General features: G+C 43.6%; 14 protein-coding genes and 1 pseudogene. 8 read left to right on the top strand and 7 right to left on the bottom strand.

What is annotated here, in order from left to right; translation table 11 throughout:
- Window positions 1-74 precede the first annotated feature (74 nt).
- The 4 genes and pseudogenes from KHN79_RS18475 to KHN79_RS18460 all read right to left on the bottom strand — a co-directional run bounded on the left by KHN79_RS18475 (window position 75) and on the right by KHN79_RS18460 (window position 5,174).
- Window positions 75-1,337 carry a hydroxymethylglutaryl-CoA reductase gene (locus tag KHN79_RS18475; RefSeq protein ID WP_182009232.1) on the bottom strand — a complete coding sequence of 421 codons (1,263 nt, stop codon included), beginning with the start codon at window positions 1,335-1,337 and terminating at the stop codon, window positions 75-77.
- Window positions 1,338-1,786: 449 nt separating this feature from the next.
- Window positions 1,787-3,051: pseudogene (locus KHN79_RS18470) on the bottom strand (hydroxymethylglutaryl-CoA reductase).
- A 377-nt stretch (window positions 3,052-3,428) separates the two neighbouring features.
- Window positions 3,429-4,259, bottom strand: a complete 831-nt coding sequence (gene fdhD / locus KHN79_RS18465) for a formate dehydrogenase accessory sulfurtransferase FdhD (RefSeq protein ID WP_182009233.1) — start codon at window positions 4,257-4,259, stop codon at window positions 3,429-3,431.
- Window positions 4,260-4,268: 9 nt separating this feature from the next.
- Entirely contained in the window at window positions 4,269-5,174 is a 906-nt protein-coding gene (locus KHN79_RS18460) for a LysR family transcriptional regulator (RefSeq protein ID WP_182009234.1), read from the bottom strand.
- A 639-nt stretch (window positions 5,175-5,813) separates the two neighbouring features.
- On the opposite strand from KHN79_RS18460, the gene KHN79_RS18455 reads away from it, so the two are divergent.
- Both KHN79_RS18455 and KHN79_RS18450 read left to right on the top strand, forming a co-directional pair.
- On the top strand, window positions 5,814-8,138 hold the full coding sequence (locus KHN79_RS18455) for an FdhF/YdeP family oxidoreductase (RefSeq protein WP_182009235.1): 2,325 nt from the start codon (window positions 5,814-5,816) through the stop codon (window positions 8,136-8,138).
- Window positions 8,139-8,377: 239 nt separating this feature from the next.
- On the top strand, window positions 8,378-9,142 hold the full coding sequence (locus KHN79_RS18450) for a hydratase (protein ID WP_182009236.1): 765 nt from the start codon (window positions 8,378-8,380) through the stop codon (window positions 9,140-9,142).
- A 70-nt stretch (window positions 9,143-9,212) separates the two neighbouring features.
- Here KHN79_RS18450 and KHN79_RS18445 read toward each other — a convergent pair whose 3' ends face one another.
- Window positions 9,213-10,916, bottom strand: a complete 1,704-nt coding sequence (locus KHN79_RS18445) for an FAD-dependent oxidoreductase (RefSeq protein WP_182009237.1) — start codon at window positions 10,914-10,916, stop codon at window positions 9,213-9,215.
- A gap of 90 nt (window positions 10,917-11,006) precedes the next feature.
- Complete coding sequence (locus KHN79_RS18440; RefSeq protein WP_182009238.1) at window positions 11,007-11,192, bottom strand: DUF2892 domain-containing protein; 186 nt, start codon at window positions 11,190-11,192, stop codon at window positions 11,007-11,009.
- Window positions 11,193-11,368: 176 nt separating this feature from the next.
- On the opposite strand from KHN79_RS18440, the gene KHN79_RS18435 reads away from it, so the two are divergent.
- The 6 genes from KHN79_RS18435 (at window position 11,369) to KHN79_RS18410 (ending at window position 18,141) form a co-directional block, all read left to right on the top strand.
- Window positions 11,369-11,677 carry a metalloregulator ArsR/SmtB family transcription factor gene (locus tag KHN79_RS18435; RefSeq protein WP_182009239.1) on the top strand — a complete coding sequence of 103 codons (309 nt, stop codon included), beginning with the start codon at window positions 11,369-11,371 and terminating at the stop codon, window positions 11,675-11,677.
- A gap of 96 nt (window positions 11,678-11,773) precedes the next feature.
- On the top strand, window positions 11,774-12,193 hold the full coding sequence (locus tag KHN79_RS18430) for a YeeE/YedE family protein (protein ID WP_182009240.1): 420 nt from the start codon (window positions 11,774-11,776) through the stop codon (window positions 12,191-12,193).
- A 10-nt stretch (window positions 12,194-12,203) separates the two neighbouring features.
- On the top strand, window positions 12,204-12,662 hold the full coding sequence (locus KHN79_RS18425; protein ID WP_182009241.1) for a YeeE/YedE family protein: 459 nt from the start codon (window positions 12,204-12,206) through the stop codon (window positions 12,660-12,662).
- A gap of 42 nt (window positions 12,663-12,704) precedes the next feature.
- Entirely contained in the window at window positions 12,705-16,013 is a 3,309-nt protein-coding gene (locus KHN79_RS18420) for an efflux RND transporter permease subunit (protein ID WP_182009242.1), read from the top strand.
- Entirely contained in the window at window positions 16,010-17,065 is a 1,056-nt protein-coding gene (locus KHN79_RS18415; RefSeq protein ID WP_182009243.1) for an efflux RND transporter periplasmic adaptor subunit, read from the top strand. Before KHN79_RS18420 ends, KHN79_RS18415 begins: the two co-directional genes overlap by 4 nt.
- Before the next feature lie 443 nt (window positions 17,066-17,508).
- Window positions 17,509-18,141: a DUF3299 domain-containing protein gene (locus KHN79_RS18410; protein ID WP_182009244.1), complete on the top strand. Its 633-nt coding sequence runs from the start codon at window positions 17,509-17,511 to the stop codon at window positions 18,139-18,141.
- 41 nt (window positions 18,142-18,182) lie between these two features.
- On the opposite strand, the gene KHN79_RS18405 is transcribed toward KHN79_RS18410, so the two are convergent.
- On the bottom strand, window positions 18,183-19,046 hold the full coding sequence (locus tag KHN79_RS18405; protein ID WP_182009245.1) for an endonuclease/exonuclease/phosphatase family protein: 864 nt from the start codon (window positions 19,044-19,046) through the stop codon (window positions 18,183-18,185).
- Window positions 19,047-19,301: the final 255 nt, after the last annotated feature.

Here is a 19,301-nt window from a genome sequence, read left to right as displayed (position 1 = left end):
TTTACGTTTCGTATCTGGGTAGGTTGACATCAGAAAAGGCTCTAATCCATTGCTTCTGAAAGCGACTTACCTTATTACTTTCGAGCCAGCTTATGGTGCGCGCGAGAGAAATGGTCTGCACAAAAAGCACCAACTATAGATAGCTCACCGGCAAGACATAGTGCGGCTGCAACTTCAGCAAGCGCTCTAGCTTTACCATTTCCATGCAATCCCAGAATATCCAGACACGCTTTTTGTGTAGGTAACCCGGTTCCGCCACCAACGGTACCAACCATGATGTTTGGTAGGGTGACACATGCGTAAAGTTTGCCGTCAGCATCAACATCCATTCGAGTGATACCTATCGCCGATTCAGCAACACATGCGGCATCCTGACCACAGGCAATATATAGTGCGGCTAAGCCATTAGCAAAATGGGCATTAACACCAATCGAGCCACTCAACAAGCTGCCGATAGTCGTCATTTTGCCAAATTCCACCATCGCTTCCGGCGTAGTATGGAGATATTTTTGTACTAATTCGGTAGAAATCGTTACTTCTGCAGATACTTTTTTACCGCGTACAGAACGCATGGTATGAGCGTTCGGTTTTTTATCGCCGGATAAGTTACCGTCAAGGAGCGCTTCGACGGGCTTAACCGGGCTTCTAGCCATGATGTGATGAAATACTTTGTTTGTTGAAATCGTCACCATGTTCTGGCCGGAGGCATCGCCCGTTGCATACTCAAAAAGTAAATAGACGTGATTACCTTCAATAGTCACATTAATGTCTTTAAGTTTGCCGTGAGATGTTGTCAACTCGACAATTTCACCAAACACATCAAACTGTGTCTCTAGCCAATTTACGAACTTTCCGGACTCGATTAAGTCCTTAAAGGCGAAAACGGGCGTTCGTGTGACGCCTTCATTTATCATTAGTGCACTTGCGCCGCCGGCAGCGGTGATAAGGTTAGCCCCTCGATTATATGAAGCAATCAAAGCCGCTTCGGTGGTTGCCAATGGCACTAAATAGTCGTCATTAGCGTACATGCCGTTTACCCTGAGTGGGCCAGCAACACCAACTGGTACATTTACGGTACCAATGAAGTGCTCTATGTTGTTTGAGTACGACTCACAGTGCTCCTGAGTAAACGTATCAAGCAGGAGATCTCTGTTTGTGATTTCTTCTAACACCTGCCAACGACGTTCTAAATGTTTATCCGACAAACGTGGACTCAGGACGAGGCGCTTGGTTGGTGTATGAAACTTTGGTGCTAAAGAAGATTCGAGCTTTCGACTGAGCTCTGTACCTGAAAAAGTTGAGTTTTGAATAGTACTAACAAAGTTTAACTTCGGCATACGAGTACTCCAGAAAATTCGTACTAGGTACCAGTAATTGTATGTCCGATTTTAGTGTCGATTTGTTATTTCTATGTCGGAAGGTGCGGTCGAGCGAAGCTTGTAGAATAGCATTTATAGAGTATGCCGTTCTTTCAACAAGTTAGTTTTTTTATCGTTGCGTAGTAGCCGTTGATTATTTCTAATACTATTAGAGAAAAATGTATAACTATTCAGATAATTAAATAAAACAAATGGGCAGGAACTTAAAATTTCGTCTTATTTGTGAGAAAAATAAATAAGAGCCTCGATATGAGGCTCTTAATTAAAAGTGAACTTAGCTCGCGACTAATAGGAGTAGACTCACATTTACGCTGTAACTTGGTTAGCCAACATTTCTATCGTTTAAGCTTTAATGAACAAACTCTATTCGACAGACGACATATTTGCTAGAGAAACAGTTGACAGTTTTACTTTCGAGCCAGCTTATGGTGCGCGCGAGAGAAATGGTCTGCACAAAAAGCACCAACTATAGATAGCTCACCGGCAAGACATAGTGCGGCTGCAACTTCAGCAAGCGCTCTAGCTTTACCATTTCCATGCAATCCCAGAATATCCAGACACGCTTTTTGTGTAGGCAACCCGGTTCCGCCACCAACGGTACCAACCATGATGTTTGGTAGGGTGACACATGCGTAAAGGTTGCCGTCAGCATCAACATCCATTCGAGTAATACCAATCGCTGATTCTGCAACACATGCAGCATCCTGACCACAGGCGATATATAGAGCAGCTAGCGCATTAGCATAGTGTGCATTAACGCCGATCGATCCACTTAACAAGCCTCCGACAGTCGTCATTTTACCAAACTGAACCATAGTCTCTGGCGTTGTATGTAGGTATTTCTGTACCAATTCAGCGGAAATAGTGACTTCTGCGGACGCTTTTTTACCACGTACTGAGCGCATAGTATGTGCGTTTGGTTTTTTATCACCTGACAAGTTTCCATCAAGGAAAGCTTCTACTGGCTTGACTGGACTTACTGCCAAAATGTGATGGAACACTTTGTGAGTCGATATCGTAACCATGTTCTGACCAGAGGCATCACCTGTCAGATACTCAAAGACCAGGTAAACGTGGTTTGCTTCGATAGTTACATTAATATCTTTAAGCTTGCCGTGAGATGTCGTCATCGCAACGATCTTGCTGAATGATTCGAACTGCGTTGATATCCAGCTTACAAACTGACCGGCTTCCGCAAGACTATTAAAAGCAAAGACAGGTGTACGGGTTACACCTTCTTTAATCAATAACGAACTTGCACCGCCGGCAGCGGTAATTAAATTTGCACCACGGTTGTAAGATGCTACCAGAGCGGCTTCGGTTGTCGCCAATGGAACGAAATAATCGTCATTAGCATACATACCGTTTACCCTGAGAGGGCCAGCAACGCCAACAGGTACATTACGGTACCGATGAAGTGTTCGATGTTATTTGAGTACAACTCACAATGATCTTGAGTAAAGGAATCAAGTAATAGATCTTTGTTTGTGCTTTGTTCCAGTACTTGCCAACGACGAGCTAAGTGTCTGTCCGATAAACCAGGACTTAAGCAAAGGCGTTTTTCTGGTTTGTGAAACTTAGGTTCCAAAGCAGATAGGATCTTGCCGCTGGTACCTAAATCCGCAAGAACTGACTTTTGGACGGTATTATTTATAATTTGAGGCTTTGGCATACAAGTACCTTTCTAAAATCTAGTAAGCTGAGATTCGTGAGAGTGTAGTTATTTCTGGTTCGATTTTAATGATAGTTTTGCTATTTTTATGTCAATTTCCGTTTGTATTCAGCTCGTTTATAGATTAAAGTGGGTAAGTTTCAATTTACTTTCAATAAGTTAGCTAAACTTTATTCTCGCCGTATATTTAATAAAAAATTTGCTGCACAAATCTAATTTACGTGAAATATTTTTGCAAAATAAAGCAAAAAATGCTTTGAACTGTGACTTGATATGCAAAAGCTATAATAAGTCGCTGCAGTCTAAGGCGCGTTATTATACACACGACAACTGAGCAATCTGTAATTATTGACATAGCTTTTGAATCAATGTCGCTTTTATGGCGCTGGGCTATAAAGTCGAGGGGATTCAGATTTGGGTAAGTGGATTAGGTTGAGGTGGTTCTTTCGTGCCCATTCTACCGTAAGCGCGGTTGGTGCAGACAGGCAAACTAGCGTAGTAATGCGCGCGCGTACCGCTTTATGAATCAGCTCTAAACTACAACGACTGGTCACAATCGCAAAACCACTTTGGGGTTCAATATTATTATTGGCCATTGCGCCAATGAGCTTATCTAACGCATTGTGACGACCGATATCTTCACGGCACACGATGATGTTTCCTTCCAAATCAGAAAATAGCGCAGCGTGTAGGGCACCGGATTCACGAGCAGCGTTTTGATGCCGTGCAACTTTATCTCTTAGCGCTTCAAAGGCTTCCAGACGAGGAGGGAGTGAAGGTGGCAGAGGTTGCAAATCAGGCAAGGCTTGCTCTAATGCTTCAACACCACAAATACCGCAACCGGTCGTACCCGCCAGATTTCTTCGTTGAGTTTTTAATGCCCAAAATGCGCGATTGCTGATTTTAACTTCTGCGAAGTGTGATTGGTTGTCACCACCGATTTCAATATCTTTGATCTCTCTAAAATCGCTAATGATGCCCGTGCTCAGACTGAAACCCTTCACAAAATCTTCTAAATGGCCCGGTGTAACCATCATCACTGCCTGACTAATACCGTTGTAACTAATGGCAAGTGCAGATTCACTGGCAAGCGGTGCTTGATGAATAGCTCGCCCGTCAAACATTTCACGATAGCCAAATGCGCTTGGCTGAGGTGGAGCCTGGTTGAAGTCAGACAGTTCGAAATATGCTTGGGTGTTACATCTCATCAATAGACCTCATAACCCCTGAATGGGCGGGAGCGAGTTAAATATCTTCTTAGCTTGGGAAAAGCACTGATCAGTAAGGGCAGAGTATGGCTCTTGTTTTCGTTTTAATAGACCTAACGGCGCGTTAACAACGGCGTCTTCTATCGGAATGATTTTTAATGTGTCGTTCAGATCTTCCAGGCCGCAATTGAGTGGCATGATGGCGCAACACAACCCGCTTGTTACAGCTTGAACCAAGTGGAAGGTAGAGTTACTTTCAATGACGGTTTGCGGAACTAGTCCTTTGCTTATAAAGCTGATGTCAATCGAATGACGGTAGTGCATACCTTTGGAGAGCAAACCTAGGGGAATGTTATTTAGGGACTCCCACAGCACTTCGCTCTCTGCAAAATCGAAGTGGCGCTCATCAAACAGTACGCCGAGTTTCGTCGACTCCAACTCAATGACATCGAAATAGGTTGTATTCACTTGATCGACATAGCACATACCTAAATCAAGTTGGTTACGATTGAGCTGGTCTATGATCTGTTCAGTCGTCATCGACAGTACCTGAAATCGTAACTCAGGAAACGCTTGAGCAAGAGGCTTGAGGAGTTGCATAGGATTCTGACTGGCTAAAGGCACTATTCCCAGCCTTAGTGAGCCGACTAATTGTCCACGGCAGTTTGCTGCTTCTGCTTGTAAGCCATCGTGTGCCGCTAATACTGTTTTTGCCCATGCTAGAATTCGCTCACCAGCTTCTGTAAATCCTTCAAATCTCTGAGTTCTTTTGATTAATTCTAAGTCTAGTTCTTCTTCTAAACTTCTTATTCTCATTGAAAGGGTTGGCTGGGTTATGTGACACAATGCGGCGGCCTGACCAAAATGTTTAGTTTGTTCAAGCGCAATTAAATATTTGAGTTGTTTTATATCCATATTGGTTGAAGAAACCTTGCATAGTGAGTCTTGGGTTTAAGCTATGTGAGTTTTTACCGTGTTAAAAGAATTAAATTGGAACTCGAAAAAATGACCAATATAGCGACGAAGCTGATAGGAAAACACTCCAAAATTGACCTAGGTCAAGGTTATTCCTGAATTTGGTTAGGGTCAAATCACTACTATCGATAGTGTGATAGATATCTTCTATTACAATTTAGTCCGAAATTATTGATTAAAACAGCATGGATCTAATCTAGTTCTCAAATATAGAGGGGTTTTGATAAACAAAATCGATTGAAAATGTGACCTGAATCCTACTAATAGCGGTGTGATAGATATTGTTTATCACATGTTCAGGGATATCAATTGGACGCTTACTAACTCACAGCTTAACCTTTGATTTAGATCAAAACACAACATTAAAGATTGTGTCTGAAAATCTAATTACAGTAGATGGGACCTGGATACAACTCAATCTGGATAGCTAAAGACGAGGTAAACAGCTTATACCGCTTAAGTTTTTACTAACCACGAATGAAATACTGCTTCATTACTTCCGCATTATATAAATAACGCGCTTGTTTCATGGGCAAATCTGTTTGCTGTTATTTGGAAATATATGCGAGGAGTAAAGTCGTGAGTCAAAAAGAAAAAATAAAAGAATATAAAGGACCGGCCGGAGGTTGGGGAGCCCTAAAAGCAGTAACAAGAAGCTGGTGGGGAAGTGAGAACGCAGTTAAAAATATCCGCACTATGTTGAAAACCAACCAAAATGGTGGCTTTGATTGCCCTGGTTGCGCGTGGGGAGAATCACCTGATAGCGGCAAAGTTAATTTTTGTGAAAACGGTGCCAAAGCAGTTAACTGGGAAGCGACCAACCGTTTAGTCGATCCGCAATTCTTTTCGAAACACAGCGTTTCTTCTTTAACAACTCAGACTGATTATTGGTTGGAGTACCAAGGCAGAATTACTCATCCAATGCGCTACGATGCCGAAACGGATCATTATGTAGCCATCTCCTGGGAAGATGCATTTCAGTTGGTATCGAAACACCTCAACAATCTTGAGTCTCCACACCAGGCCGAGTTTTATACGTCGGGCCGTGCGAGTAATGAAGCCGCTTTTTTGTATCAACTGTTTGTACGCGCATTTGGCACCAATAACTTCCCTGATTGTTCAAATATGTGTCATGAAGCTAGTGCGCTAGGAATGAAAGATACCATTGGCGTAGGTAAAGGTACGGTCATCTTTGATGATTTCGAAGAAGCTGACGCCATTTTCGTTATAGGTCAGAATCCGGGAACTAACCATCCGCGTATGCTGGAGCCATTGCGTGAAGCGGTTAAGCGCGGTGCACAAGTGATATGTTTCAACCCTTTAAAGGAACGTGGCTTAGAGCGCTTCCAGAATCCGCAACTACCTATTGAAATGCTCAGTAATGGGTCCGAACCAACCAATACGGCATATTTGCGTCCTGCGTTGGGCGGAGATATGGCTGTGTTCCGCGGGATTGCAAAGTACTTACTGCAATGGGAGCGTGAAGCCTTAGATACTGATGGGAAAGCAGTATTTGATCGTGAGTTTATTAAAGAGCACACAACAGGCCTTGATGATTATCTTGCGGAGCTCGATGCCACATCGTGGGAGCACATTGCAGAGCAATCTGGTTTAGACCTTAGCGAAATTGAAACAGTAGCCAAGATGTATTTGCGTTCTGAGCGAGTCATCATGTGTTGGGCAATGGGCTTAACCCAGCATCGCCACTCAGTACCTACAATTAAAGAAGTGGCTAACGTACAAATGTTACGAGGTAACGTTGGTAAGGCGGGAGCGGGGCTTTCACCGGTTAGGGGACACAGTAATGTTCAGGGTGACCGTACGATGGGCATTGATGAAAAGCCAACAGACCTGTTGCTAGATAGCATTGAGCGTCGCTTTAACTTTGAAGTGCCTCGTGGTGTCGGTCACAACACGATTCAAGCGATTAAGGCGATGGAAGAAGGCCAATCCAAAGTATTTATCGGTTTAGGTGGTAACTTTGCTCAGGCGACGCCTGATACTGAACGTACTCATAATGCAATGCGTAACTGTAACCTAACCGTACACATCTCCACTAAGCTAAATCGCTCACATTTGGTTACTGGCAAAGACGCATTGATTCTGCCTTGTTTAGGCCGAACAGAGATTGATAATCAGGTGACAGGGTCACAAGGTGTTACAGTGGAAGACACCTTCAGCATGGTTCACATCTCTTATGGTCAGCTCAAGCCTCGCTCTGAACATTTACGCTCTGAGCCTGCGATTATCGCAGGGATTGCAAATGCGACGTTAGGCAAGCATCCGATAGACTGGAACTGGGCGATAGAAGATTACGATCGCATCCGAGACCTTATCGCCGATACTATTCCAGGCTTTACCGACTTTAATCAGAAGCTGAAAAATCCAGGTGGTTTCCACTTAGTGAATCCTGCCGCAGAGCGCAAATGGAACACACCAAGTGGTAAGGCGCAGTTTAGTAACAGCGAACTGCCAAAACAACTGATCAGTGAGGCGCTGTTAGAGAAGGGTGAAAAGCCGGATCTTATTTTGCAAACCATGCGTTCTCACGATCAGTACAATACGACTTTGTACGGTCTTAACGATCGCTACCGAGGTGTATTTGGTATGCGCGAAGTCTTGTTTATCAACGAGTCGGATATCAGAAAACTTGGTTTTGAACCGGGTGATAAAGTAGACATGGTGTCGCTGTGGGAAGATGGTGTAGAGCGTCGAGTGAGTGGCTTTACTTTGGTTGCGTATGACGTTCCTGCTGGTCAGGCGGCTGCTTACTATCCAGAAACGAACCCGCTAGTACCTTTGGATAGCTATGGTGACAGAACTTTTACCCCAACATCAAAGTTCATTGCTATTAAGCTGGAAAAATCGACATCAGATAAGATTGCATTGATTGAGGCGCAATAGCTAACAGAGATCGTACTTTACTTTCGGGAAAACACAGATGGCTGATTTTTATCAGCCGTTTATTTGTTTAAACATTAATAGCTAACTTACCAGTTAACTTGTTATTGATGACAGATTTATTGATCATAATTAATCATTTGAAACGCCGTTTCATTTATTGTTTTAAAAGTTACTAAGCATATACCGATAATATCTTTTAATAGCTCTTTAAGCTCTAAACAGGAAATAGCAGGTAAGAAATGACCGACTTGATTAAACAAGCAGCATCAGAATTGCTAAGTCGCCGCGTGGCGGGTATCAAAGCTCCAAAACTGGATGATAAATTTAGCCCGACTTGCGTTGAAGAAGCAGTACAAATTCAGTCTTCAATGATCGTTTTACACAGTGATAAAGTGGGTGGTTGGAAGTGTCTACAACCTCTTGCAGACGACAAATTTGTACTGGCACCTATTTTTGCTAATACTGTTCAGGGTGGTAACACTTGTGAGCTGTTCAGAGATAACGGTGTAGCGCGAATTGAGCCTGAAATTGCTTTTGTGCTTGGAAAACCGTTAGCGGCTAACCCTGAAGGCTATAGTGAAGAGCAGATAAATGATGCTATCGGTTCTTGTCACATGGCTCTGGAGTTAATGCAATCACGCTTTGCAGACGATAGTGGCGCAGAGTTTTTTGAAAGACTTGCTGATGGCCTGATGAACCAAGGTTTGTTCATTGGTCCTGAAATTGATCGTGAAAAGGCATTTAACGCTAGCGAAGTTAACGTGACTATTGCTCAGCCAGAGAACACGCAGCAGTTTGCGGGTAAGCATCCGAATACGCTTGCTCAGACACCAGTATACTGGTTCATCAACTATATGACTCGTCGTGGTGTGGACTTTAAAGCAAATGAAGCAATCATCACCGGCTCATATTGCGGGATTGTTGAAGTGGGGTTCGATAAGCCGACAACCATCACCTACGAAGGTATTGGTGAGTACACGGTAGAATTTAAAGAAAAGAACTGACATCCCTAAAATGAAATGAGCCAGCACAATTGTGCTGGCTGGTTCTTAGTTGATTGAACTTAATCTCTACTTAGACTTTAGCAAACTTGTAAGTACGGTAACCACCAATCAGGTTACGTGCTTTAAAGCCGTTATTCACTAGTTGTCGGTACGCCACGTTACCACGCAGGCCGACTTGACAGTAAATCACAATCTCTTTGTCTTTTGGTAGCTCGTCCATACGGTGTCGTAGCTGATCGACAGGAATGTTGATTGCGTCCTTAATGAAGCCAACGTTTTCAAGTTCACCCGGATTACGTACATCAAGTAACACTTGCTCGTCTGTTAGCGAATCCATTTCATCATAGTGAATCGCTGAAGCATCACCTTTGATAATGTTATTTGCCACAAATGCTGCTTGGTTGATAACGTCTTTTGCACTGCCGTATGGTGGCGCGTAAGTTAATTCTAGATGTTGAAGCTGTTCAACGGTCATACCTGCACGCTGTGCTACAGCCATAACGTCGATGCGTTTGTCGATGCCATCTTTACCAACGGCTTGTGCACCTAAAATCTTGCCTGATTTAGGATCGAACAACATTTTGAATGAAACCACTTCAGCACCAGGGTAGTAGCTTGCATGGCTCGCCGTGTGTACGTAAACTTTTTCGTAATCAATGCCCGCACGTTTAAGTTGTTTCTCGTTCTTGCCTGTAGAAGCAACGGCAAGGTCGAAGATCTTACAAATTGCAGTACCTTGTGTACCTTGATAAGTCTCACTTCGGCCTAGCATGTTATCTGCCGCCATACGACCTTGACGGTTAGCCGGACCTGCAAGCGGAACCAGTGTCTGCTCGCCAGTGACAAAATCTTTTTCTTCTACAGCGTCGCCAACAGCGTAAATCGAAGGATCACTGGTTTGCATGTATTCATTGGTGTAGATACCACCAAGAGCCCCAATTTCTAGTCCGGCTTCTTTTGCCAACTTAGTTTCTGGGCGGACACCAATGGCCATAATCAGGATGTCGGTAGTGAGTTTTTCTCCGTTATTAAGCGTTAACTCCAGTTCACCTTCCAGGTGTTGGTGTTTTTCGCTCTCACCGGCGTCTACGCTTGCTACGTGCTCATTAGGAACAAACTTAACGGACTCTAGAGCAACGCCAAGTTTTAGGTCGATGCCTTTTCCACGGATTTCAGCGTGCGCAAAACCAGCCATCTCACGGTCAACTGGCGTCATGACTTGATCAGCCATTTCAATCAGCGAAGTTTTGATACCTAGCTGATGGAACGCTTCCATCATTTCTAAGCCAATGAAACCACCACCCACAACTGTCGCGTGCTCCGGCTTGTTCATTTGGATCGTTTCAATGATGCGATCCATATCAGGGATATTACGTAGTGAGTGAGTCAGATGGTTATCAAGACCAGGAATTGGCGGAACAATAGGGCCTGCGCCTGGGCTAAGCAGTAAGAAGTCGTAAGATTCTGTGTACTCTGAGCCATCAACAAGATTTTTTACAGTAACTGTTTTGTCTTGACGGTTTACTGATACCACTTCGTTCATCACACGGACGTCAACGTTGAAGCGAGCTAAGAAACTTTCTGGTGTTTGTAGTAAGAGTTTACTGCGTTCTTGGATATCGCCACCAATGTGGTAAGGCAGACCGCAGTTTGCAAAAGAAACGAACGGGCCACGCTCAAACATAATAATTTCTGCGTCTTCGCTTAGGCGACGAGCACGTGCTGCTGCAGATGCGCCACCAGCGACACCACCGACGATTAAAATCTTAGTCATTATTAACTCCAAGTTTTAAGGTGAACTGACATAAATTGTAGAGCCAGTCCGAAACATCGTTACGACCTAGTTATTAAAAACCGAACTAGGTTATCGAAAACCAAATTTCTTCAAAATATAAGCGGCAGGACAGATCCCAGTATAGGCGCTCTGAATCAGGTTCAGACCTATAAAGACAGTAAACCAAATGAAGTTACTATGGACGAACGCGGTGAGTAAGACCGAGACTAAAACCATAGTACCAGCAAAAACTCTTACAGCATTTTCTAACGTCATAACGCTTCTCCTTAGTGCTGTCTGGCTTATTCAGCCATCCTTTAGTTTCTTTACTATAAACATCTAAATTAGATATGTCTAATGTTAATTTAACTAAATTTATCATTACTAATTTAGTGTTGACTAAAGATTGTTTTTAGTAATATCTAATTTAGTTATTTATGTAGAGGTGAGTCATGAGCTATACAGCAAAGGACGTAGCGGCGATGAAAGGAAACGCGAATGAAGCCGCAGATCTACTTAAAGTTATGGCACATCCAGAAAGATTGATGGTCTTGTGTCAACTTACTCAAGGTGAGGTTGGTGTAGGAGAGTTGCAAAAACACACTGTCCTCAGCCAATCTGCCTTTTCGCAACATTTAACTGTGTTGCGCAAACACAATTTAATCAGCGCTCGTAAATCATCTCAACAGGTGTTTTACTCGCTGTCTGAACCGAGAGTTGAATCATTAATCAAAGCATTACATGGTGTATTTTGCGGCTAGTGACAGCTAGTCCTTCACAGTGTTTACTGTTTGATTACAATAATACGTTAACTTACTAAGGCCAGTCGGCCCAGAAACAAACTATTGAGGTAAATAATGTTAGACGTTATTCCATGGGAATCGTTGTTTGGTGGCATTTTGTTAGGGATCTCAGCCACTATGTTGTTGTTAGTAAACGGTAAAATTGCCGGAATTAGTGGAATTATGAATGGCATTATGTCACCAAAGAAAGGTGATTACTCGTGGCGGCTTCTGTTTGCAGTTGGCATGGTTGCCGGTGGCTTTGTTAGTGTTTTATTACTCGGTGTAGCGGTACCAAGTACTGCTAATCTCTCTGTGGGCTTGGTGGTAGCTGCTGGCCTGCTTGTTGGTATCGGAACCAGACTAGGTAACGGATGTACCAGTGGTCATGGCATTTGTGGCATCGGACGTTTGTCTAAACGTTCTATCGTTGCGACATGTGTATTTATGGCTGTTGCTGGCTTAACCGTTTTTGTTCGACTTCACCTAGTTTAAGAGAGATTCCATGAACAACACTGTTTTTCGTTTTGCTGCGCTTGTGAGCGGTATTTTATTTGGTATGGGTATGGCAGTTTCAGGCATGATCGATCCTGCTAAAGTTATCGGGTTTCTGGATGTTGCCGGAAGCTGGGACCCAAGTTTGGCTTTTGTGATGGGCGGCGCACTGGCTGTATTTCTGCCAAGCTACTTTTTAATTATCAAACCAAGAAAACAATCAGTTAGCGGTGCAGAAATGTGTACCCCGACTAACACAAAAATCGATTCTCGATTGTTATCTGGTGCTGCCATATTTGGTTTAGGTTGGGGACTGGCGGGAATTTGTCCCGGTCCGGCAGTAGCAAGCCTTTCTTATGGCAATATTACTATCGTACTGTTTTTCGTTGCTATGTTGGCAGGATCTTTATTAACCAAGGTCGTAATGAGTTCTCGCGAAACTGAAGAGTTGAGTACTAACGAAGCGTAAAACTAACGCATCGAGAACTAAAGAAAATATGGAGGGAAAAGGATGCCCAAAGAACTAAAGAGAAGTTTTGTTCAGTCGGTGATGAACAGCTTTTTCCCTCCAATTATGATCTTACTGGCATTTGTGGTCGGTGCGGCTGCGTTATGGTTAACGCCTAAAGAGGAAGATCCGCAAATTGTCGTTCCGATGGCCGATGTTCTTGTTTCCGCACCTGGTCTGAGCGCGTCACAGGTCGAAAATCAACTTACCGAACCACTAGAAAAACTGGTCAGCCAAATCGATGGAGTAGAATATGTCTACTCTTCATCAATGGAAGGCGCAGCGCAAGTTATTGTCCGTTTTTACGTTGGTGAAAACCGTGAAGACGCATTAGTTAAGCTCTACAACAAACTTTACTCCAATTTAGATAAAGTCCCATCTTCCGTTTCCAGTTGGTTAGTCAAACCTGTTGAAATAGACGATGTTCCTATTGTGGTGGCTGCGCTCTATTCGACGGACCCGTCTATTCTTGATCGTCAACAACTTAGAAGAATTGCCGACCAAGCGACGCTGGGTATCAAATCTCTTGATGCCACTAATAAAGTGGAAGTGATTGGCGGTGAGCCACGAAAAATTCAGATTGAACTCGATACCGTTGCAATGGCGAACTTTAAAGTCACCATTGACGATCTGGAACAAGCTATTCAATACAGTAATGTAAAAACTCAGGGTAAAAACGTTCGCGTTAATGGTCGCAATTTTACGCTGGAATCTGGTCAGTTTCTTACTAGTGCTCAAGATGTCGGTAACTTGGTTATTGCTGTACTTAACGGTAAACCAATTTACCTGAAAGATGTTGCAAGAATATTTGATGGAGCAGGTGAGGCCACATCGGATACTTGGTATAGAGATAAGAACAGTGACCAAGCTTTCCCCGCAGTTTTCATTTCAGTTGCTAAGCAAAAGGGTTCTAATGCGGTTCATGTAGCTCAGGCAGTTAATGAAAAGCTCGCTCAGTTGGAAGCAGAACAGTTCCCCCCTCAAGTTAAAGTAGCCATCATTCGTGATTATGGTGAAACCGCTAACGCTAAAGTGACGAACTTAGTTTCCAGTCTTGGGATTTCAATTCTGACTGTTGTGGTGTTCGTTGGTCTGTTCCTTGATTGGCGAAGCGCACTCGTAGTAGGGATAGCGATTCCAATCAGTTACGGTGCGGCGCTCGGTATGGACTTGCTTTTCGGTTACTCAATTAACCGTGTGACTCTATTTGCGTTGATCTTAGCGTTAGGTTTGATCGTTGATGATCCAATCGCCAGTATCGACAATATTGAACGGTATCTTAAACGCAAAGACTTAACCCGAACTAAAGCGATTGTGCTGGCAATGGCTGAAATTCGCAGTGCGTTATTAATGTCGACAGTGGCGATTGTCATTGTGTTTACTCCGATGTTCTTTATCACCGGGATGATGGGGCCGTACATGGCACCGCTCGCTTTTAACGTACCGATAAGCGTGATTTTCAGTACTATTGTCGCGTTTATGATCACGCCTTGGTTGGCGAAAAAAATCCTCACTGGAGCTCAGGAAAGCGGTCATTACGATATTCAATCCTCAACCATGTATCGCTTGTATCGTCAGGTTCTGATTCCGTTGTTAGAAAGCCGAAAAAAAGCGTGGGCTTTTCTTGGGATGGTTGCTATTTTGTTTGCGTTAGCTGCATTGCTGCCAGCATTACGTTTAGTTCCTCTCAAATTACTTCCTTACGATAACAAGAACGAATTTCAACTGGTGCTCAACATGCCAGAATCATCAAGTTTTGCAGACACGTCCAATGCACTATCTAAGTTTTCTGATTACCTGATGACAGTTCCAGAAGTGACCAGTGTTTCAGGTTTTGCCGGTACGGCTTCGCCAATGGACTTCAACGGTATGGTGCGCCACTACTTCATGCGCAGCGAGCCATACCAGGGTGAGTTACGCATTGTGTTAGCGCCGAAAAAACACCGTTCGATGCAATCTCATGAGATCGTGACTCGACTAAGAACCGATTTGGAAGAAATTGCTTCAAGTTTGAATGCCGATATCCAATTGGTCGAAGTTCCGCCCGGGCCTCCAGTTATTGCGACAATTACGGCAGAAGTCTACGGCAACGAAACCACCACATACGAAGAATTAATGGTTCAGGCTGAAATTGTTGCGGATCGTCTGCGCAAAGAGCAACTGGTTTCTGAAGTCGATACCAGCGTTCAGGGCAATTTGGAAACGTGGCAATTCGTTATTGATCAGGAGAAAGCCGCGTTGTCAGGTGTCTCAGTAGCTGAAGTCAATAGCACATTGATTACCGCGGCTAACGCTAAAGTTCTTGGCCATATTGCTGACAACCGAGAATTAAACCCGTTGCCGATAGAAGTCCAGTTACGTCGTGAAGACAGAGATGATTTAAACCGATTAGAGCAATTGTATGTGCGCGGTAGACCGGGGATTGCAAAAGTGGAAATAGGTGGTGCGCTTGTGGATGCGCCTCAGCCACTCGTTCAGCTTTCAGAAATTGGTCAATTTGTTAAGCGCATAGCTGACAAACCAATATTCCACAAGAACCTCAAGCCTGTTGTGTATGTTTATGCTGAAGTAGTGGGACGAGTTCCCGGCGAGATCATTGCAGACGTTATTGCAGATCAGGATACAAACCACGCGAGTGACGCTCATGTTCACTGGCAAGACCGCACATACTTAAGTAATGGGGCGGGTGCAGCCTGGAGCGTTCCGGAGAATATTAACGTCGTCTGGAGTGGTGAAGGTGAATGGAAGATTACGGTGGACGTGTTCCGTGATCTTGGCATCGCATACGGAGCCGCGTTGTTAGGTGTCTTTGTTGTTATGTTGATTCAAACCGGTTTGCCCGCCGTTTCGGGTATTATCATGTTAGCCATTCCACTGACTGTCATTGGTATTATGCCCGGTTTCTGGATACTGAATGTCATAAGCAGCGACATCGGTAATTATCCGAATCCCGCACTGTTTACTGCAACTGCAATGATTGGGATGATTGCTCTGGCAGGTATTGTCGTGCGTAATTCTCTGGTTCTTATCGAGTTTATTCAACAATCGCTTGAAACTGGTAGTAGCTTACATGATGCGTTGATAGAGTCAGGCGTGGTTCGTATGAGACCAATACTGCTGACAGCAGGAACCACATTGCTGGGTAACATCGTTATTACGCTTGACCCTATATTTAATGGTCTTGCGTGGGCAATCATATTTGGTATTACCGCCTCAACAATATTCACACTGCTCGTTGTTCCGGTGGTATATAACCTTGCATACCAGAACACGAAAGGACATGGATTGCCTCAGATGGAGGAAGAACAATGAAACTAGATAACAAATTACTGGGTGCCATTTTAATTCTCCTACTCGCGCTGCTTTTTCTTTATATGGCGGGTTTTTTCTCACAAAAACTACCGACGGAGCACTCAGCAAAAACCAATGTGATTGATCTCGATTCAGTAACAACCCATGAGATGATACTCACAAGTGAACCGATTGTTCGGGAATTTCCGGGAGTAGTGGTTGCTGATCAGCAAGCAGATATTGCCGCGCGACTTACTGCATCGGTAGTTGAGGTTCTGGTGAAAGTCGGCGACCAGGTAAAGCAGGGCGACGTGTTAGCCAGATTAGAAAGTGATGACCTTGACGCTCGCGTCCGTCAGAGTGAACAGGCTTTGTCTTCTGCACAAGCACGACTTAACGCTGCACGAAAAGAGTTTACCCGTGTTAAGACCCTGCTGAACAAAAAACTGATACCGCAGTCTCAGTACGATCAGGCTCAAAGTACCTTGCAAACCGCACAAGCAGATTTTAATCGAGCGCAGGCTGCGGTTTCCGAAGCGGAAACAACTTTTGGATACAGTATAATCACTGCGCCATTTGATGGCTTGATTACACAAAAGCCAATCAACAAAGGTGACACTGCAACGCCAGGCTCCCTTTTGCTTTCAATGTACAATCCAGACTCACTTGAAATAGAGGTCAATTTTGCAGAATCAGTAATGCCATATGTGAACTACGATAAGCAGGTTGAGGTGGCGTTTCCTTCTTATGATGCAAGTGCAGTTGCGACAATCAAAGAGGTCACGCCGTCTGCCGATGCGAACTCTCGTAGTTATACGGTCAAGTTGCAGTTTAAATCGTCAACTGCGGTTTATCCGGGAACCTTTTCCAAGGTGTCTTTACCCCTAACCGATGATGTCGTTTTGCGAGTTCCTAAAGAAGCGGTTTATCAGGTAGGGCAGTTGGACTACGTAAAAGTCTTGAGAGAGAGCGGTGAAGTTGAAACGCGATTAATACAGTTAGGTGATCAGGACAGAGTAAGAACGGGGTTGAAGCAGGGCGATGTTGTCATCCTCAATCCAAGGGAATTGTAACTTTAGTCCTAAACGAGCAGCGTTGTTTTGAGAACTTTTTGGTTAATCGATTGCTCAGACAAATTGGGAATAATTCTGGCTAGAGGAAACCGTTACAAAACGACCTTGTAGTAAACTAAATCATATATTTGCCTATACCCAAATAACCTCAAGATTCTAGGTTCAGCGAGAATGGCTTGGCTTACAGGCGCGGCAACGATTTGAAGATCTAGAGGTTCTAAATCAAAAATCGTTAACAAGGGCTGCGAGCCAAGGCCCCTTGGTTTATTAATTAGGGCCCTTTAGGAGCGTGTCACTCACATAATTTCAGCGTCAAATAACTTGGAAATGGCTTGCTATTACACTGCGTTATTTTCCTCAAACTTGAGCCATTGACAACGCTCTGAATCCTGCATCTTGAAGTCATTTGGGTATATCACTAAAGACTTTACTCAAGGTTATGTATGAAGAAGTACTTATTGGCTGGATTGTGTTTTTTGGCCACATCAAATGTTTCGGCCGACCAATTAAGCTGGGCTCAATTGCTTCCGGTTAATGTTCCCACAATCGAAGACCCGTTTGCAGAGTTAACGGACGAGCAAAGATTTAAGCTGATCTCACTAGCCAAATATCGTCTGTCGGAAAACTTGAATGAAGATCAGCGGCAAACCATGGAAGATATTAAGCAACGGCTGGAGTTTGATGGGCTTGATATTGAATGGTTGTTCGCTAAGAGTAAGGAAATCGCAAATTACCGGCGTAAGTTATCGTCAATGCCGAATGAAGCGCTGAATGAAGACAACTATGAAATTCCTGGCTTTATAACTCCGGTTGAATTTAGCGATGACGTTATTACAAAATTTTTCTTAGTGCCGACAGCTGGTGCTTGTATCCATACACCACCACCGCCTGCAAATCAGATCGTTTTAGTTCATTATCCGAAAGGAATTAAGTTCAATTTACTCAATGAGCCTGTCTGGGTAAAAGGTGATCTTAAAATCCAAAAAACAAAAGCCGACGTTACATACTCAGACGGAGCCGCGGATGTCGAAACGATTTATCAGATGAACAATGTTTCTGTCCGGCCATACCGATGAGCACAAGCTCTTATCCGCTATTCACAACAGCCTCTGGTACGCTAATAACTAAGCGTCGTTGAAACAGGGCAATGGTCACTCAGTTTATAGTCAAGCACATCTTGCGATTTAAAGGTGGTCTGGCTCCCTGGTGCAGCCTTTAATTTACCGCTTACGATGATATGGTCAATCAGAGAACGGAACTGGTGAGTCTTATTCGGGTTACGGTTAGAGCGCACTTTACATTCTGCTTTGGTGCTTTTAGTCATCAGTTCTGCACTAGTTTGCTCTGATATTGTTTCCCAAAGCCAATCGCCCTGAAATCCCAAATTATGGTTAAAGTCTCCAAGCACAGCATATTGTTGCTTGTTCGCTTCACGCTCTTTGATCCATTTTGATAACACTTGTCCCTGTTGCTTCACGATCTGACAGTCTCGATTATTTCGATATGCGCCACTGCATCCCGCCTTTAAATGGATGGAGAGCAGGTGAATATCAGAACCTTGTTTTGGTCGCAATACGATATAGCTTGCAAAGCGTAGCTTGCTATTCCCCTGTGTAATAGAGAAGTCAGGTTCATCGACAACAGTTATACCTTTGCGAACCGCAAAGCCAGTGTACTGATTGGAACTGTCAAACTGAAGGTAGCGGTTAGAGGTATCAGAGCGATCAGAAAGGTAGATTTTGTATTCATTTCCGACAACTTTTTGAATCGCATCTGTGCTTTCAACTTCTTGAAATGCGAGCACGTCAGCTTGCGTCTTACTGAGGTAGTAGTTCAGCTTTTCAAAGTCATTTTCAGACCGGGATACTTTTCCTCCATGTGCTGATAACCATTCAATATTCCAGCTGGTTAAATTGATCGAGTTTTGTGCAAATGACGCTGAACAAAAAACTAACAAGAATGTAGCAATAAGTGATCTCATATTGACGTGTTTCACTCCCATTTTGGTATGAGTTCCTTTCTAACCTTTATTCTATAAGACCTCTAAAAAAAGCAAGTGTATTGCGTTCAAAAATTGCAATTTTCATGCTTTTCTTTTCAATAAATGGCACCTGTAAAAAGATCGATTTCTTCTTATCCTACCCCCAGTTTTTGTTGATCAAAATCAATGTTTTCGAGTGGTGCTTCTCGTTTAATACGCCACAATATATTGTGTTATCAGAATAAAAAACAACCC

Origin of the sequence: Vibrio sp. B1FLJ16, assembly GCF_905175385.1 — a bacterium.
Taxonomy (GTDB): Bacteria; Pseudomonadota; Gammaproteobacteria; order Enterobacterales; family Vibrionaceae; genus Vibrio.
The sequence above is the reverse complement of the archived record's forward strand: the minus strand, read 5'-3'. Positions and strand labels throughout refer to the sequence as shown.

Coding starts and splice junctions, on each gene's coding strand:
- KHN79_RS18440 (WP_182009238.1), bottom strand. CDS start 11,192: ATGACGTTAGAAAATGCTGTAAGAGTTTTTGCTGGTACTATGGTTTTA.
- KHN79_RS18415 (WP_182009243.1), top strand. CDS start 16,010: ATGAAACTAGATAACAAATTACTGGGTGCCATTTTAATTCTCCTACTC.
- KHN79_RS18405 (WP_182009245.1), bottom strand. CDS start 19,046: ATGAGATCACTTATTGCTACATTCTTGTTAGTTTTTTGTTCAGCGTCA.
- KHN79_RS18410 (WP_182009244.1), top strand. CDS start 17,509: ATGAAGAAGTACTTATTGGCTGGATTGTGTTTTTTGGCCACATCAAAT.
- KHN79_RS18430 (WP_182009240.1), top strand. CDS start 11,774: ATGTTAGACGTTATTCCATGGGAATCGTTGTTTGGTGGCATTTTGTTA.
- KHN79_RS18435 (WP_182009239.1), top strand. CDS start 11,369: ATGAGCTATACAGCAAAGGACGTAGCGGCGATGAAAGGAAACGCGAAT.
- KHN79_RS18460 (WP_182009234.1), bottom strand. CDS start 5,174: ATGGATATAAAACAACTCAAATATTTAATTGCGCTTGAACAAACTAAA.
- fdhD (WP_182009233.1), bottom strand. CDS start 4,259: ATGAGATGTAACACCCAAGCATATTTCGAACTGTCTGACTTCAACCAG.
- KHN79_RS18475 (WP_182009232.1), bottom strand. CDS start 1,337: ATGCCGAAGTTAAACTTTGTTAGTACTATTCAAAACTCAACTTTTTCA.
- KHN79_RS18420 (WP_182009242.1), top strand. CDS start 12,705: ATGCCCAAAGAACTAAAGAGAAGTTTTGTTCAGTCGGTGATGAACAGC.
- KHN79_RS18425 (WP_182009241.1), top strand. CDS start 12,204: ATGAACAACACTGTTTTTCGTTTTGCTGCGCTTGTGAGCGGTATTTTA.
- KHN79_RS18450 (WP_182009236.1), top strand. CDS start 8,378: ATGACCGACTTGATTAAACAAGCAGCATCAGAATTGCTAAGTCGCCGC.
- KHN79_RS18445 (WP_182009237.1), bottom strand. CDS start 10,916: ATGACTAAGATTTTAATCGTCGGTGGTGTCGCTGGTGGCGCATCTGCA.